The sequence below is a fragment of the Mycobacterium sp. NGS26 genome (genome assembly GCF_059813025.1).
This window is the reverse complement of the sequence record NZ_JCALDU010000001.1, coordinates 615,471-630,795: the sequence shown is the minus strand read 5'-3', so window position 1 is coordinate 630,795 and position 15,325 is coordinate 615,471. Positions and strand designations below refer to the sequence as shown.

General features: G+C 64.5%; 16 protein-coding genes. 12 read left to right on the top strand and 4 right to left on the bottom strand.

Annotation, left to right across the window (positions count from 1 at the left end):
• Positions 1-353 precede the first annotated feature (353 nt).
• From AC5Y6X_RS03015 to AC5Y6X_RS02980, 8 genes are all read left to right on the top strand, one after another.
• Positions 354-1,172, top strand: a complete 819-nt coding sequence (locus AC5Y6X_RS03015; protein ID WP_324673930.1) for an MlaE family ABC transporter permease — start codon at positions 354-356, stop codon at positions 1,170-1,172.
• Between the two features lie 9 nt (positions 1,173-1,181).
• Positions 1,182-2,027 carry an ABC transporter permease gene (locus AC5Y6X_RS03010; RefSeq protein WP_324673932.1) on the top strand — a complete coding sequence of 282 codons (846 nt, stop codon included), beginning with the start codon at positions 1,182-1,184 and terminating at the stop codon, positions 2,025-2,027.
• Positions 2,028-2,110: 83 nt separating this feature from the next.
• On the top strand, positions 2,111-3,325 hold the full coding sequence (locus AC5Y6X_RS03005; protein ID WP_324675003.1) for an MCE family protein: 1,215 nt from the start codon (positions 2,111-2,113) through the stop codon (positions 3,323-3,325).
• Complete coding sequence (locus AC5Y6X_RS03000; RefSeq protein ID WP_499984399.1) at positions 3,322-4,344, top strand: MCE family protein; 1,023 nt, start codon at positions 3,322-3,324, stop codon at positions 4,342-4,344. The genes AC5Y6X_RS03005 and AC5Y6X_RS03000 overlap by 4 nt, the downstream gene beginning before the upstream one ends.
• Positions 4,344-5,462, top strand: coding sequence for an MCE family protein (locus AC5Y6X_RS02995; protein ID WP_499984397.1), 1,119 nt, complete (start codon positions 4,344-4,346; stop codon positions 5,460-5,462). Before AC5Y6X_RS03000 ends, AC5Y6X_RS02995 begins: the two co-directional genes overlap by 1 nt.
• Positions 5,459-6,883 (top strand): MCE family protein, encoded by a 1,425-nt coding sequence (locus AC5Y6X_RS02990; protein WP_499984396.1) that lies wholly within the window; start codon positions 5,459-5,461, stop codon positions 6,881-6,883. Before AC5Y6X_RS02995 ends, AC5Y6X_RS02990 begins: the two co-directional genes overlap by 4 nt.
• Positions 6,880-8,103: an MCE family protein gene (locus tag AC5Y6X_RS02985; RefSeq protein ID WP_499984393.1), complete on the top strand. Its 1,224-nt coding sequence runs from the start codon at positions 6,880-6,882 to the stop codon at positions 8,101-8,103. Before AC5Y6X_RS02990 ends, AC5Y6X_RS02985 begins: the two co-directional genes overlap by 4 nt.
• Complete coding sequence (locus AC5Y6X_RS02980) at positions 8,104-9,849, top strand: MCE family protein (protein ID WP_499984391.1); 1,746 nt, start codon at positions 8,104-8,106, stop codon at positions 9,847-9,849.
• A 7-nt stretch (positions 9,850-9,856) separates the two neighbouring features.
• On the opposite strand, the gene AC5Y6X_RS02975 is transcribed toward AC5Y6X_RS02980, so the two are convergent.
• The 3 genes from AC5Y6X_RS02975 to AC5Y6X_RS02965 form a co-directional block, all read right to left on the bottom strand.
• Complete coding sequence (locus AC5Y6X_RS02975; protein ID WP_324675005.1) at positions 9,857-10,378, bottom strand: Rv2253/PknI dimerization domain-containing protein; 522 nt, start codon at positions 10,376-10,378, stop codon at positions 9,857-9,859.
• Positions 10,379-10,512: 134 nt separating this feature from the next.
• Positions 10,513-11,127 (bottom strand): Rv1363c family protein, encoded by a 615-nt coding sequence (locus tag AC5Y6X_RS02970; RefSeq protein ID WP_499984389.1) that lies wholly within the window; start codon positions 11,125-11,127, stop codon positions 10,513-10,515.
• Positions 11,124-11,846, bottom strand: coding sequence for an Rv1363c family protein (locus AC5Y6X_RS02965; RefSeq protein WP_499984387.1), 723 nt, complete (start codon positions 11,844-11,846; stop codon positions 11,124-11,126). The genes AC5Y6X_RS02970 and AC5Y6X_RS02965 overlap by 4 nt, the downstream gene beginning before the upstream one ends.
• A gap of 193 nt (positions 11,847-12,039) precedes the next feature.
• Here AC5Y6X_RS02965 and AC5Y6X_RS02960 point away from each other — a divergent pair, with 193 nt between their 5' ends.
• Positions 12,040-12,459: a hypothetical protein gene (locus AC5Y6X_RS02960; RefSeq protein WP_324673946.1), complete on the top strand. Its 420-nt coding sequence runs from the start codon at positions 12,040-12,042 to the stop codon at positions 12,457-12,459.
• Between the two features lie 33 nt (positions 12,460-12,492).
• On the opposite strand, the gene AC5Y6X_RS02955 is transcribed toward AC5Y6X_RS02960, so the two are convergent.
• The gene (locus tag AC5Y6X_RS02955) at positions 12,493-13,095 is read right to left on the bottom strand and encodes a TetR/AcrR family transcriptional regulator (protein ID WP_499984385.1); all 603 of its coding nucleotides are present in this window, start codon (positions 13,093-13,095) and stop codon (positions 12,493-12,495) included.
• 99 nt (positions 13,096-13,194) lie between these two features.
• On the opposite strand from AC5Y6X_RS02955, the gene AC5Y6X_RS02950 reads away from it, so the two are divergent.
• Genes AC5Y6X_RS02950 through AC5Y6X_RS02940 form a run of 3 tightly spaced genes read left to right on the top strand, consistent with a single transcriptional unit; the run spans position 13,195 to position 15,319 of the window.
• Positions 13,195-13,971, top strand: coding sequence for a hypothetical protein (locus AC5Y6X_RS02950; RefSeq protein ID WP_499984383.1), 777 nt, complete (start codon positions 13,195-13,197; stop codon positions 13,969-13,971).
• Entirely contained in the window at positions 13,968-14,744 is a 777-nt protein-coding gene (locus AC5Y6X_RS02945; RefSeq protein ID WP_499984381.1) for a hypothetical protein, read from the top strand. The genes AC5Y6X_RS02950 and AC5Y6X_RS02945 overlap by 4 nt, the downstream gene beginning before the upstream one ends.
• Positions 14,741-15,319 (top strand): cytochrome c oxidase subunit 3 family protein, encoded by a 579-nt coding sequence (locus AC5Y6X_RS02940; protein ID WP_499984380.1) that lies wholly within the window; start codon positions 14,741-14,743, stop codon positions 15,317-15,319. The genes AC5Y6X_RS02945 and AC5Y6X_RS02940 overlap by 4 nt, the downstream gene beginning before the upstream one ends.
• The last annotated feature ends 6 nt before the right edge of the window (positions 15,320-15,325 follow it).

Below are 15,325 nucleotides of genomic sequence, written 5' to 3'. Positions count from 1 at the left end.
CGGCTGTCGACCCGCTCGTGCGCGAGCGCGGAGGGTCCGGGCCGTCCGATAACGGTTATGCGTTTTCCATTCCACCTGGACGCGGCATGAGTCATAATCTCCGGACGCTGCAAGACAAGTGGTCTCGTTCGGCCCGCCTTGTCTTGGAGCGCCGACTCACGCAACGAAACGGAGGACTGGCGTGAGGGTGGTAGCGGCTGTCACGCCGGAGACGAACGCCGAAATGTGGCTGCCCGCTGGGCATTTCGCCGTCGGTGGCGTGGACCCCGAACCCCCGGTTCAGCTGAACTTACCGGAGCCGTTGCGCAAGAACAAGACTACCGGTCTCATAACTTTGGAAGGATCTGAGGCCGATGTCGGTTAGCCGCGACGACCGGTGGTCACCGGGACTGCCCCAGCTGAGACTGACCAGGAATCTCTCCGGGCCCATGCAGGCGGTTGGGGGTCTCTTCGCGATGTCCGCGGACGCGGTCAAGTTCGCGTTCCGCCGGCCGTTCCAGGCACGCGAGTTCCTGGAACAGTCATGGTTCATCGCGCGCGTCGCGCTGGCCCCCACGTTGCTGGTGGCAATCCCGTTCACCGTGCTGATCAGCTTTACGCTCAACATCCTGTTGCGCGAACTCGGTGCCGCGGACCTGTCCGGCGCCGGTGCCGCGTTCGGGGCGGTCACCCAGGTCGGCCCGCTGGTCACCGTGTTGATCGTGGCCGGTGCCGGCGCCACCGCGATATGCGCGGACCTGGGGTCGCGAACCATCCGCGAGGAGATCGACGCGATGGAGGTGCTGGGCATCAACCCGGTGCAGCGGTTGGTTACGCCGCGGATGTTGGCGTCGGGTCTGGTCGCGCTGTTGTTGAACAGCCTGGTCTGCATCATCGGCATTTTGGGCGGCTACACGTTTTCGGTGTTCGTGCAAGACGTCAACCCCGGCGCGTTCGCCGCGGGTATCACCTTGCTCACCGGGGTGCCCGAGGTGATCATTTCCTGTGTCAAGGCAGCGCTTTTCGGCCTCATCGCCGGACTGGTCGCCTGCTATCGCGGCCTGATCATCACCGGCGGCGGCGCCAAGGCCGTCGGCAACGCGGTGAACGAAACCGTGGTGTATGCGTTCATGTCCCTGTTCGTCGTCAACGTGGTCGTCACCGCGATCGGCATCAAGATGACGGTGAAGTAGGGGGCTGCGGTGGCGCTGAGAGCTGTATATCCACGGTTGAGCCATCAACTCGAAAAGCCGGTCGGCGCGCTGGGGCGGATCGGCGACCACACCCTGTTCTACGGGAAATCGCTCGCCGGCATACCGTTTGCGGCGGTGCATTACCGCCGCGAAGTCATTCGACTGATCGCCGAGATCAGCATGGGCGCAGGCACTTTGGCGATGATCGGCGGAACCGTCGTGATCGTCGGGTTCCTGACCCTGGCGGCGGGCGGCACGCTGGCCGTTCAGGGCTACAGCTCGCTGGGCAATATCGGTATCGAGGCGCTGACCGGCTTTCTTGCCGCGTTCATCAACGTGCGTATCTCGGCACCGGTGGTCGCCGGGATCGGTCTGGCGGCGACCTTCGGCGCCGGGGTGACCGCCCAGCTGGGCGCCATGCGGATCAACGAGGAGATCGACGCGCTGGAAAGCATGGCCATTCGGCCGATTTCGTACCTGGTGAGCACCAGGATCCTGGCCGGAATGCTCGCGATCACGCCGCTGTACAGCATCGCCGTCATCCTGTCGTTCGTCGCCAGCCAGTTCACCACGACGTTCCTCTTCGGGCAGTCCCAGGGTTTGTACCATCACTACTTCGACACGTTCCTGAACCCGATCGACCTGTTGTGGTCGTTCCTGCAGGCCGTGTTGATGGCGCTGACCATCTTGCTGATACACACCTACTACGGGTATTTCGCTACCGGCGGGCCATCCGGTGTCGGCAACGCGACGGGTAACGCGGTGCGCACCTCGCTGATCGTCGTGGTATCGGTAACGCTGCTGGTCTCACTTTCCATTTACGGCAGCAACGGCAACTTCAACCTATCCGGGTAGGAGAGGATGGGAACAGAAAAGTGACGGGAAACCTCGGGCCGGGCCCCATCCACCGGTCTGAAACCACCAGTGCCGCAACGCCGATCGGCGCCGCGCCGGGGCAGCACTTCGGCGCCCGTTCGTACGCGCGGCCCCTGGCCGGCCTGGCCACCGTCGCGCTGGTCGTCGGGATCTTCGTTCTGGCGGTGGGCCTGTTTCAGGGCAGCTTCACCCCAAGCGTGCCGGTGACCGTGATCTCGCAACGCGCCGGGCTGGTCATGAACCCGGACGCCAAGGTGAAGATGCGCGGCGTGCAGGTGGGCAAGGTCGCCTCGATCGAATCGCTGCCCAACGGCCAGGCGGCCATTCACCTGGCGATGGACCCGTCGCAGCTGCACTTCATTCCGAGCAACGTGCTCGTCAACATCGCGTCGTCGACGGTGTTCGGCGCGAAGTCCGTCGAGCTGGTACCGCCCGAGCAACCCTCGGCGCAGCGGCTACACAGTGGCCAGACGCTGCAGGGTCAGCACGTCATGGTCGAAGTCAACACGGTGTTCCAGCAACTGGTTTCGGTGCTGGAACACATCGACCCGCCGAAGCTCAACGAGTCACTGGGTGCGCTGGCACAAGCGTTCAGCGGGCGGGGCCCACAGCTGGGCCAATCGCTCTCCGACTTGGATTCGTTCCTGGCCAGGCTGGAGCCGAGCCTTCCCGCGTTCAGGCACGACCTTGCCGTCCTGCCAACGGTGTCCAACGCCTATGCTGACGCGGCGCCGGACCTGGTGAAGACCGCGGCCAACGCGACCACGATCAGCAAGACGCTTGTCGATGAGCAACACAACCTGGATGCCTTGCTGATCAGCGCGATCGGCTTGGCCGACATCGGCAACAACGTCTTGTCGACAAACCGCCAACCGCTGACGAATGTGTTCCATCTGCTGGTGCCGACCACCGATCTGACCAACGAGTACCACGAGGTGTTCACCTGTGCGTTCGGTGGCCTGATCACCATCGGGCACGGTTCGCCGTTGTCGGAACCGAGCATCAACATATCCGCGAGCCTCACGTGGGGCGGCGAACGTTACCGGTATCCGACGAACCTGCCCAAGGTTGCGGCGACGGGTGGCCCCCAGTGCATGGGTCTGCCGAGGATCCCGTTCAACTCGAATCCCAAGCAGCTGATTGCGGATATCGGGGCCGACCCGGTGGGGTACGGAAACCCACAGCTGCTGATCAACTCCGATCTGCTCAAGCAGCTGTTGTACGGCCCGATCGCCGGTCCGCCACGCAACTCCGTTCAGGTCGGGATGCCCGGATGAGGACACGCGCCACGCTGATCAAATTCGCGATCTTTGCGGTCGTGATGGCGATGCTGACCGCCTTCCTGTTCTTCATCTTCGGCCAGTACCGGACGGGTGCGACGACCGGGTATTCGGCGGTGTTCAACGACGTGTCGCGTCTCAAGCCGGGGCAGTCGGTGCGGGTAGCCGGGGTCCGGGTCGGCACGGTAAACAGCGTTGCGCTGCGGCCGGACAAGAAGGTCGTGGTGAAGTTCGACGCCGACCGCAACATCGTCCTCACCGAGGGCACTAGGGCGGCGGTCCGCTACCTCAACCTGGTGGGCGATCGCTACCTCGAGCTCGTCGATGGTCCGGGCCCGACCAGGCGTCTGCCGGCCGGCGGTCAGATTCCCGTCGATCGCACCGCGCCGGCGCTCGACCTCGATCTGCTGCTCGGCGGACTGAAACCCGTTACCCAGGGCCTGAATGCGCGCGATGTGAACGCGCTGACCGCAGGACTGCTGCAGGTCTTCCAGGGTCAGGGCGGGACTCTCGACTCGCTGTTCACCAAGGCGACATCGTTTTCGAATACCTTGGCCGACAACGATCAAACCGTCCAGCAGCTGATCGACAACCTCAACACGGTGGTGGCGTACATCGACAAGGAGGGCGGTAACTTTTCGGCCGCGATCGATCGCCTCGAGCGGCTTGTCACCGGGCTCTCGAACGACCGCGACACCATCGGGTCCGCGATCGACGCCCTGGACAACGGAACCGCCTCGCTGGCGGATCTGCTGAGCAGCGCCCGGCCGCCGCTGTCGGGCACGATAGATCAGTTGAGTCGGCTGGCGCCGATACTCGACGACGACAAGGACCGCCTCGACGCGGCAATCGGAAAGGCGCCGAAAAACTACCGCAAGCTGGTTCGACTCGGCGCGAACGGCTCCACCATTCCGTACTACCTCTGCATGTTGGAGCTCCGCGGCACGGATCTTCAGGGCAGGACGGTGAAAGCCCCGATATTCCGATCTGAAGCTGGAAGGTGCACGGAACCCTAATGCTCAAGTATCGCGGAGTGGGGCTCATCAAGGCCGGATTCATCGGCGCGGTCTTGATCGTGATGGTCATCCTGGTGGGCCTGTCACCCGACCGGTTCATCTCGTGGGCGACGATGGTCAGGTATCAGGCGCTGTTCTCCGAAGCCGGTGGCCTTGCGACGGGCAACCCCGTGATCGTGTCGGGGATGAAGGTCGGCACGGTGTCGGATGTGAAGCTGCGCCACGGCGACGCCCTGGTGACGTTTGCGATGAAGGGCAACATCCTGCTCGGGTCGGAGACTTCCGCACACATCCGCACCGGGACGCTGCTGGGCGAGCGGACGCTGACGTTGGAGTCCGCCGGCAGCGGCACGATGCATCCGATGGCTCTCATCCCCGTCTCGCGCACGTCTTCGCCCTACTCGCTGACGGAAGCGGTCAGCGACTTCACGACGGATACCGCCGGAACGAACACCACGGCACTGAATCAGTCGTTGGACACGCTGTCGGCCACGCTCGACCAGATCGCACCTCAGATGGGGCCGGCCTTCGACGCGCTCACCCGGCTGTCACGAACCCTCAACAGCCGCAACAAGAACCTGGGCGAGCTGTTCAAGAGTGCCGGCGACGTCACCGGGGTGCTCTCCGAACGCAGCCAGCAGGTCAACAAACTCATCCTCAACTCCGACACCCTGCTCGAAGTGCTGGTGGAGCGGCGACAAGAGATCGTGGACCTGCTGGCCAACACGTCGGCGGTGGCCAAGCAGCTGACGGCATTGGTGCACGAGAACGAAAGCAAGTTGGCACCGACGCTGGAGAGGCTGAATTCGGTGACCGCGATGCTGGAAAAGAACCGCGACAACATCAGCAAGGCGCTGCCGGGCCTTGCCAAGTTCGAGATCACGGTCGGTGAGGGCATCTCCAGCATGTACGCCTATCAGGCGTTCGTCCCGAACTTCCTTGCCCCGCAACTGTTCCAACCGATCATCGACTACCTCTGGGGATTCCGCACGTTCGATACGTCCAAGGGTCCTGGCTATCCTTCACCGGTGCCTCGGTCACTGACTCCCTGGCCGTACAACGGTATTCCGGTGTGCCCCGCCTGCACCTTGGGCGGCAGGATCGGAGGATCACAGTGATCTCGCGGATCCCTCGCGGCAGGTTGACGGTCGCGGCGGCCGTTGTGCTGGTCGGGCTCATCGTTGCCGGCGCCGTCGTGCTCGTCCGTGCTACGGTGTTCGGCCCACAGACGATTACGGCATATTTCACCACCGCCACCGCGATCTACCCCGGTGACGAGGTGCGGGTCTCGGGTGTCAAAGTCGGCAACATCAAATCCATTGAGCCGCAGGGCACACACGCCAAGATGACCCTCAAGGTCGACCACGGCGTGCCCATTCCGGCGGACGCGAAGGCCGTCATCGTCGCCCAGAATCTGGTGGCCGCCCGCTACGTCCAGCTCTCGCCGGCCTATCGCGATAGTGGCCCGGTCATGCGCGATGGGGCAGTTATCCCGGTCGAGCGGACCGCAGTACCGGTCGAGTGGGACGAGGTCAAAACCCAGTTGATGCGGCTGGCAACGGATTTGGGGCCCAAGAGCGGTGTATCGGGCACGTCGGTGGGCCGGTTCATCGACAGCGCCGCCGATGCGCTGAACGGCAACGGCGACAAGTTGCGGCAGACACTCGGTCAACTGTCGGGGGTGGGCCGCATCCTCGCCAACGGCAGCGGCAACATAGTCGACATCATCAAAAACCTGCAGACCTTCGTCGGCGCGCTGCGCGACAGCAACGTGCAGATCGTGCAGTTCAACAATCGCCTGGCCACGCTCACCAGCGTGGTCAACGACAGCAAGTCCGACCTGGACGCGGCCCTGACCGACCTGTCGACGGCGGTCGGCGAGGTGCAGCGCTTCATCGCCGGGACGCGCAACCAGACCAGCGAGCAGATCGCCCGGTTGGCCGACGTCACGCAGACCCTGGTCGATCAGCACACGGCTCTGGAAAATATCCTGCACACCTCGCCGAACGCCCTGGGCAACTTCTTCAACGACTACAACGCCGACACCGGAACCATCGTGGGTGGGTTCGGGATCATGAACTTCGCGAATTCCACGTTTTCGGGTTTGATGGTTCCGCTGCCCGTGCCCGGGTGCACGGCGCTCGGCGCCATCGAGAACGTCACCGCGGTTGAATCGGGCAAGCTGTGTTCGCTGTTCCTCGGTCCCGGGTTGCGGGTGCTCAACTTCAACAGCCTGCCGATTCCCATCAACATATTCCTGCAGAAGTCGATAGACCCCTCCAAGATCCTCTACACCGAACCGCGCCTGGCACCCGGCGGCGAGGGGCCGAAACCGGGACCGCCCGAGATCCCGCCCGCGGTATCGGCCTACACCGGTCTGCCCGGTGATCCGGTTGGACCGCCGGGGGCGGTGCCGCCGGCGCGGATACCGGGTGCGGCGATGCCGCTGCCGCCCCCGCCGTCGACACCGATGGCACCACCACCACCGGCGCCGAGCGTGTCGGGCATGCTGCTGCCTGGCGAAGGGCCCCAACAATGATCGCCCGGGTAGCGCGGCGGGTGTTCGCGGTCGGCTCCTGCGTGATGTTGACGGTGACGGGATGCGCATTCCACGGCCTGAATTCACTGCCGCTGCCCGGCGCGGTCGGACGCGGGCCGGGGGCCAACATCTACCACGTCGAACTCCCGAATGTCGGTACGATGGAGTCGAATTCGCCGGTGATGATCGACGACGTCGTAGTCGGCAGTGTCGGGACGATGAGAGTGCAGGGCTGGCACGCGGACGTCGAGATCTCGGTAAAGCGCGATGTCGTCGTCCCGGCCAACGTGGTGGCCACCGTCGGCCAGACCAGCCTGCTGGGGTCGATGCATGTGGAGCTCAATACGCCGCTCGGCCAGCAGGGAACCGGACGGCTGCAGCCGGGCGCCACCATCCCGCTCAGCCGGTCGTCGGCCTACCCCTCGACCGAGCAGACGCTCTCGTCGCTGGGAGCGGTCGTCAATGGCGGGGGGCTGGGACAGATCGGCGAGATCGTCCACAATTTCTCCGTCGCCTTGTCCGGGCGGGAGGGCGCCGTGCGTGATCTGATCACCCGACTCGACACGTTCGTCGGAACACTGAACGACCAGCGGGACAACATTGTTGACTCCATTCATGCGCTGAACCGGCTTGCCGGCACATTCGCCGACCAGCGCGACGTTCTCACCCGGGCGCTGCAGAAGGTACCGCCCGCGCTCGATGTGCTGATCAAGGAGCGCCCACGGCTGACCGCCGCCCTGGACAAACTTCGCGTCTTCAGTAACACCGCCACCCGGCTGATCAACGACTCCCAGGCCGACCTGGTCAAGGATCTCAAGAACCTGGAGCCGACCCTCCGTGGGCTCGCCGACGTCGGACCCGAATTGGGCACGGCGCTCGCGGCGGCGTTCGTGTTCCCGTTCACGCAGAACTTCGTCGACCGAGCCGTCCGAGGCGACTACTTCAACCTGCACGTCGATTTGGACCTGTCGATTCCACGCCTCAAGCGCGGACTGATGTTGGGGACCCACTGGGGCCAGCTGGACCAGCCGTTGGTACCGGCGCCCGGGGACCCGTATTACCTGCAGTACACCCACGATCCGCTGCACGATCCCGTGCGGCCACCGTGGGTCGACCCGGCGGCCCTGCCTCCGCTGCCCGGGCCTCCGCCGGGTGCGGCACCGTTGCCCGGGCCTCCGCCTGCTGCACAGGCACCGGCACCGACGGAAGGCGGCGGATAGATGTTGTCGCGCTTCGTTCGGATCCAGCTGGCGATCTTCACGATCGTCGGGATCATCGGCGTGATCGCGATGGTCCTGTTCTACATCCAAGCGCCGACGCTGCTGGGGATCGGCCGCATGACCGTGACGCTGGAGCTGCCGGCCACCGGCGGCCTGTACCGGTTTTCCAACGTGACCTATCGTGGGGTTCAGCTCGGGAAGGTGACGTCCGTCGGTTTGACGCCGACCGGCGCGAAAGCGACGCTGTCGCTTAGCACTTCACCGAAGGTCCCCGCGGACCTGACGGCGGAGGTGCTCAGTGTCTCCGCGGTGGGTGAACAGTACGTGGACTTGCGACCCAAAACCGATTCGCCGCCCTACCTGCACGACGGTTCGGTGATCGCCTCGCGCGACACGAAGATTCCGCAGGCGGTCGGGCCGATGCTCGACCAGGTCAATGCCTTGGTGCAAAGCATTCCGAAGACCAAACTGGGCCAGTTGCTCGACGAGTCGTTCCAGGGCTTCAACGGTTCCGGTTACGACCTGGGGTCGCTGTTCGACTCCACGACGACGGTGTCGCGCGACGCCAACGGCGTCGTCGATCGCACCCGGGCCCTAACCGAAGACACCGGGCCGCTGTTGGATACGCAGGCACGCACCACCGACTCGATCAGAACGTGGGCACGTAGCCTCGCCGGAATTTCGGATGTGTTGGTGAACAACGATTCCCACTTCCGCACCATCTTGCAAAACGGTCCGGAGGCGGCGAACGAAGCTTCCCGGCTTCTCGAACAAGTCAAGCCGACGCTGCCGGTGTTGCTCGCCAACCTGACCACCATCGGGCAGATCGGCGTCACCTACCACCCGTCGCTGGAGCAGCTGCTGGTGTTGCTGCCGTCGGCGGTTGCGATCGAGCAGGCCGCCCAGGCGGAGAACCATCCCGAGGGCACGGCCCAAGGCGACTTCGCGCTCACGATCGACGATCCGCCGATTTGCACGGTCGGCTTCATGCCACCCAACACATGGCGATCCCCGGACGACCTCACCGACATCGACACGCCGGACGGGTTGTATTGCAAACTCCCGCAGGATTCACCGATCGGGGTTCGCGGTGCCCGCAACTATCCCTGCATGGACAAGCCCGGAAAACGTGCGCCCACCGTGGAGATCTGCAAGAGCGACAAGCCATACATGCCTTTGGCGATGAAGCAGCACGTTCTCGGTCCCTACCCCCTGGATCCGAACCTGATCGCCCAGGGCGTGCCGGTGGATGACCGGGTTACCGTCAACGACAGGCTCTTTGGCCCGCTCGAGGGAACGCCGTTGCCGCCGGGGGCGGTGCCGCGCGGCACGCCGCCCGGGCCGCGCGGAGAAAATCCACCGCCGGGCACGATTGGAGCGGCCGTCCCGCCGGTGCCGTCGTCGGGACCACCCCCGCTGGCGCCCATGTCGAGAATGTCGGCTGACCTCCCGCCCATAGCGCCGCTCGACGTCCCGTCACCCGGGGAACTTCCCCCGCCACCCGCCGCGCCCGCACCGCCGCCTCCTCCCGATGCCGCACCACCCGACCCGGCCGGCGGCGAAGGGCCGCAGGCCGCGCCAAGTTCATTCGGGGCCAACGCATCTAAGCCCGCACCGACGGTCGCGGTGGCAAAGTACGACTCGCGCACCGGTCGTTATGTCGGTCCGGACGGGAAGTTGTACCAGCAGTCGGATCTCGTTGCCCCGAAGTCCCACAAGACGTGGCAGGACATGCTTCCCACCTGAGGCCGAGTCAGCCTATCTTGTCCAGGCGCAACGGCATCGTGATATCAAGCCACTGATTTTGCCCACAGGCACCGCTCGGGCCGACCGTCTTGTCCTTTCCGGCCATCGTCGGCGACCCCAGCTGATATCCGCCGTAGTCGTTCACGGGATAGAAAAAGAAAGTCTGCTGTCCGGTGTAGGCGGTGCCGTCCTCGCACCGCTCCCAGTCCCGGACCTCGCGTTTGACCTTCCACATCTCCCCGTCATTCATATATAGGGGCGCACTCCATCCCTGGTCGCTCGTCACCGTGCCGTGGCATTCCTGAAACGTTTCGCACGTCGAGCTGATGGTCCATGTCTGGACGACCGTCGGCTCGCCGTAGTACTGATCGTTCCTCTGCGCCCAATCGCCGATGGAGGTGGCGCGGAATGTGCCGTTGACGGCCACTTCTTCCTTGGTTGTCGCCCGGGCTGTGGATGCCGTGCCCAAACCGCCGAATACGGTGGCGGCCACCAGCGTTGCGGTAGTGAGTGTTCGAACTGAACGCATCAGGCGCTCCTCCACCCGCTTCAATTAACCGACATTGTTATGCGGTTTTCGACATTGCTTGCGGCTTTTCGTGCAATGAGATTAACACCGGTTCGGCTCCGACAAAATGCCGATCGGACCAGAAATGGCAGCGGTCACGACAGCGGATCCAACATCGAGATCAGCCAGGCACCATTGACTTTCGTCAACGTCACCCGGGCGCTGTTCGCGGTTGTCTGCGGTTCCGGCTTCTCCTTGCTTTTGGCGGTCTGGTTGATGAACACCAGCACGACGGCGGAATCCGGGTGTAACTCCGAGACGGCGGCCCGAACCACCTGGGCCGTCTGCGTGACCTGCTTCTGCTGTGCCATCGCCGCGATCTGTTCGGTGAACTTGGTGTAGTAGGCGAGAAAATCACCGGTGAGATATGACTTCGCCTTGGAAAAATCGCGGTCCAGGTTGTCGGGAGAGTACGACAGCACCGCCACGGAACCTTCCGACGCCGCCTGGATCGCCCGGTGGGCCACTGCGTCGCCGACCCGCTGATCCGGCCGGTACAAATTGAAGTACAAACCGGCGGCGACACCCACCGCGGTAACGACCAGCATCGTCGCGACTATCCAACGCCACCTCGCCGCGCACCGGCGGACCCAGCGCCCGATCGTGGCGGGTCCACCGGTGCGAGCCGATCCCGCGGAGCCGGGGGGCGACTCAATGTCGGACGCTGTGGTCTCGATGTCGTCCAGCGACGAGCCAGGCTCGACAGTCATTGCAGGAAGTCGACTTTCGACATCTTGGGCTGACCGCCGTCGCGCTTGAGGCCAACGCTGATCCGCAGCGGGACCGTTGGCCGTTTCGTGTTGTCCGGGTTGGTGACATCGGATTTCGCCGCGACAAGCACGACCGCCGAATCATCGCTGAGCGACTCGACGGCGACGGCTTCCACGGTGCCCTTGCTGGTCACCTTCGATTCCTCCGCCTGCTTGGCCCGCAGGCCTGACAACGCCGACAGCTGGGCCTTGAAGTCGCCCGTGGAGTCGTCGATCATGCGCTGGAAGTCGTCCCTGACATGGTTGGCGTCGATCGACAGAAGCGCCGTGACCCCCTGCCGGGCCGCGGCGGCGAACTCGGCGGTGAGCTGTTGCTTGTGCACGGTGGCGCGGTGCTGCCACACCATGTAGCCGCTCGCCGCGAGGGAAACGGAGGCGAGCACGACGCCGACGCCGGCGGCTATTGCTTTCCGCCCCGGACGTCGGAGCCACCGCGGGCGCGTGGGACGCCGCAGTCGCGGGGGACGCCGCGGCAACCGGATCCGTCTCCGGGTCGACTTCGCGGAGCGCCGCTCGGCGTCTTGGGCAGCCTCGCGCAGCCTCGCGAGGCGGGCCCGAGCCGCCTCGGCGCGCGCTTCCGCCGCGGCAACTTCGTCTTCGGCGTCCACGTCCGCCGGCTCGTCACAACGGTCGGCGTCGGGCCCATCCGGATCTTGCACGGAGAAGCAGCTTATCACTTCGGCCTGGGCTCAACGCCGGCATCGGGTGGCTCCCCCCGAGGCTCTTACATGCGGAAATGCCCGCCCGTCGGGCAACAGGCCGGGGGGTGTTCGGGGGCGGCCGGAACGGACGACCGGCCTGGCCCAGGCGACCTTCTCCGAGGAGGAGAATTTTCTTTCCGGATCTTTGCGGATGTGGCACAGTATTTGCGTGCGATCAATCGTGGCCCTGTTTGCCGCGTTAATCGGCGCCGGCGTGCTGGCGGCGCCGCCATCTTTCGCCGGGCCGACCGTCTGCGACTACCCCGCCTGCACCCCGGGCATCATGCCGCATCAGGTCCTGGGAGCGCCGTGTGACAACACCACCTACTACGTCTTCGGTGTCGACGACAGCAACGTTCCCCCCGCCGCGCAACCCGGACGGCTGATGTTCTGCGGTTCACCGCGGAGATACCAGCCGCGATGGTTCCGGTCACCGCCGATGGCGGGGGTCAAGGACGAAGGCGCCAATTGCCAGAACTACCAGAACTACGTCGCGCAGGCGCCCGACGGTCTGTTCCTGATCTGTTATGCCCACGACGGCATTTTGAGCTGGATCCGCGCCGACACGTAGCCGCACGCATCGTTCGGCCGGATGACACGTCGGTCAGTCGTGTGCTTCCCGATGCAGACCCAGCAGGCGCCGGCTGAGTTCGGTAAGCCGATCGATCAGCGTCTCGTCGTCGATATCGGCGACCAGGGGGTGCATGACCGCACTGCTGATCGCGCCCGAGAACATGGCCGCCTCGATCCGTCCATCCAGACCGGCGTCGCCCAGCAGCACTCGATACACGCGGTCCATGAAACGTCGCAGCGGTTCGTGCTCGGCCAGCAGTCGAACCACCACGGGATCGAACTGCAGCGTCCGGACCAACTGGCGATCGCGAACCGCCATCTCGACCATGCGAACCAACAGCGCGTCGCGCGCCTCCGGCCCGTCGCCGTGCGCTTCCGCTTCCTCGAGTGCCGGGAGCAGTCGACTGAATTCGCGCTCAGAGACCGCGAGCACGATCTGGTCTTTGGTCCGGAATTGGTGGTAGACAGCAGCTTTCGTGATCCCCACGGCGTCGGCGATCATCTGCAGCGATGTACCGCTGGCACCGTGCTCGGCGATCAGGTCCAGCGCGGCATCGAGTACCCGCGTGCGGGCCGGGCTGTGCTGGACGATCCTCAGCTCGCCGTCGGTGTCCGGCTGTCGTGCTGCTCTCACAGAACGAGACTAGCCGATCGGCTATTGACCGAGGCTAGCCGATCGGCTAGTTTCGCTGACTAGTCGTATAGGCAGGCGACCGCGTGGGGAGGAGTACCGATGTCCGACGTCGGCGGGGGCGATGCGACGGCAGGGCGCGTTGCCCGACGGCGGACCGATGGTGAGCTGATTCTGCTGTGGACGTTGCCGGCGACGGTGATCATCTGGATCGCCGCCTTCTTCCTGTTTCCGGCATTCAATCCGCCGATGTCACCCAGCATGTCGGCCGACCAGGTGGCCGCGTTCTATCGCGATCCGACGCACCTGCCACAGATCCGCTACAGCATGATCGTCTTCAATTGGTTCGGCGTCTGCCTGGTCCCGGTGCTGGTTCTGGTCGTGCTGCAGATCCGCAGGATGGCGCATCGCACGCCGATCTTCTCCTACGCGATGCTGGGTTGCGTGGCCGGCGGTCCCACCCTGTTTCTCGTCGCCAACGTCTGCTGGCTGCTGGCCGCCTTCCGTCCCGAGAGAAGCCCGGAGCTGACACAGCTGCTCAACGATTTCGGCTGGATCACGTTCACCATCGTGGTTCCGTTTCTGATCGGGCAAAGCGTGATCCTCGCCCTGGCAATCTATTTCGACGATCAGCCGCATCCGATATTCGGCCGTTGGGTGGCTCACTTCAACCTTCTGGTGGCGGCCGCTCTGGTGCCCGCCGCCTTCGTCGGCGTGTCATTGACCGGGCCGCTGGCGTGGGACGGCTTCTTGACGTTCTGGGTGAAAAACATTGCCATTGCCGTCTGGATCATCGTGATGGGCGTGGTTCTGGGCCAAGCCATTTACCGGGAGCGCGCCGAGAACGCCGGTCCCAGAGAACAACTGGTCGACGCATGAGTGCAGGGCCACTGCCGCAGCGGATCGCCTGGCAGCTGTGGCGCGGCCCCAAGCGGGAGCTGTGGCTGGCTTGGGCGGTGATGATCGTCTTCTACAACGTCTTCTTTGCGATGATTTTCGTGGTGGCGCAAGTCCAGCCCCCGCCGCAACCCACCTGGGACCTCGCGACGCAGGTCCACTGGTTCCATGAACGTCACCTCGGGATACCGATTGGCCTGGGTGTCATTTTCGCCATCACCGGCATGACGGCGATAAACAACGCCCTCATCGCGTATTCGATGCGGCGCATGTCGGTCAGCCGTGCCTTCGGGTACTCGTATCTGCTCATCTACTCGCTCAGCGCGCTTCCGGGCCTGCTGCTGCTCTGTGTCGCGCTGATCGTTGGGACGTTGCGGCCCGAGCGCGACCCGAAGGCGATCGGCTGGCTCTACGACTTCGCCTTCCTGTCTTTCGACGGAACCATGGGAGTGTTCCTGATCGGCTCGCTGATCTGGATGCTCGCGATTCTGCTCGACAAGAATCGGGTGTTCCCCAAGTGGTTCGGCTATCTGAACCTGTGCAACGCGCTCACCGAGGTCGTGGTGGCGCCCTGCTGGATCTTCCAGCGCGGCGTGCTGGCATGGAACGGCCAGATCGCGTGGTGGCTGGACATGGTCGTGTTCGGCGTCTACCAAGTCACTTTCATCGTGATGCTGTTTCGGATGATCCGCCGCGAAGACTTCGGCACCGGGCGCCTGCCCGACCTCGCGCGCAATGGGGTGGCCACGCAATGACGGACCTCGCCAGGAAGGACAAGCCCGCCAGGTTCGTGCCCGGGCAGCCGGACATGTGGGCGTTCGTGTTGTTCGAAACGCTGGTCTTCACCGGGTATTTCGGCTTCTACCTGTTCTATCGCGCCCGAAGCCCCGAGCTCTTCCTGCACTCGCAGGCGCAGCTGGACCTACGCATCGGGGTTTTCAACACGCTGGTGTTGCTGCTGAGCTCCTGGTCGGTGGCGCGGTGTGTGCAGTCGTCGCGCGCCGGCGCCTACCGGGCGGCGCTCAAGGACATCTACATCACGGCCGCATTCGCCGCAATCTTCCTGCTTTTCAAGGTGTTCGAGTGGGCCCGGTTGGTCCGCATGGGACATGGGTTCGACAGCGACGACTTCTTCACCTACTACTTCTTCCTGACCGGGATCCACTTCGTGCACCTGCTGATCGGGTTCGTTGTCCTGGGCATCGTGGTCTACCAACTGCGCAGTCCGGCACGGCGATCCCAGGAGCTCGTCGAAACGTGCGCCACCTATTGGCACACGGTCGACTTCCTGTGGGTGCTCATCTTCGCGATGCTCTACGTGGTGAGGTGATCGGCG

Coding starts and splice junctions, on each gene's coding strand:
- AC5Y6X_RS02945 (WP_499984381.1), top strand. CDS start 13,968: ATGAGTGCAGGGCCACTGCCGCAGCGGATCGCCTGGCAGCTGTGGCGC.
- AC5Y6X_RS02975 (WP_324675005.1), bottom strand. CDS start 10,378: ATGCGTTCAGTTCGAACACTCACTACCGCAACGCTGGTGGCCGCCACC.
- AC5Y6X_RS03000 (WP_499984399.1), top strand. CDS start 3,322: ATGAGGACACGCGCCACGCTGATCAAATTCGCGATCTTTGCGGTCGTG.
- AC5Y6X_RS02985 (WP_499984393.1), top strand. CDS start 6,880: ATGATCGCCCGGGTAGCGCGGCGGGTGTTCGCGGTCGGCTCCTGCGTG.
- AC5Y6X_RS02940 (WP_499984380.1), top strand. CDS start 14,741: ATGACGGACCTCGCCAGGAAGGACAAGCCCGCCAGGTTCGTGCCCGGG.
- AC5Y6X_RS02960 (WP_324673946.1), top strand. CDS start 12,040: ATGTGGCACAGTATTTGCGTGCGATCAATCGTGGCCCTGTTTGCCGCG.
- AC5Y6X_RS03015 (WP_324673930.1), top strand. CDS start 354: ATGTCGGTTAGCCGCGACGACCGGTGGTCACCGGGACTGCCCCAGCTG.
- AC5Y6X_RS02970 (WP_499984389.1), bottom strand. CDS start 11,127: ATGACTGTCGAGCCTGGCTCGTCGCTGGACGACATCGAGACCACAGCG.
- AC5Y6X_RS02980 (WP_499984391.1), top strand. CDS start 8,104: ATGTTGTCGCGCTTCGTTCGGATCCAGCTGGCGATCTTCACGATCGTC.
- AC5Y6X_RS02995 (WP_499984397.1), top strand. CDS start 4,344: ATGCTCAAGTATCGCGGAGTGGGGCTCATCAAGGCCGGATTCATCGGC.
- AC5Y6X_RS02950 (WP_499984383.1), top strand. CDS start 13,195: ATGTCCGACGTCGGCGGGGGCGATGCGACGGCAGGGCGCGTTGCCCGA.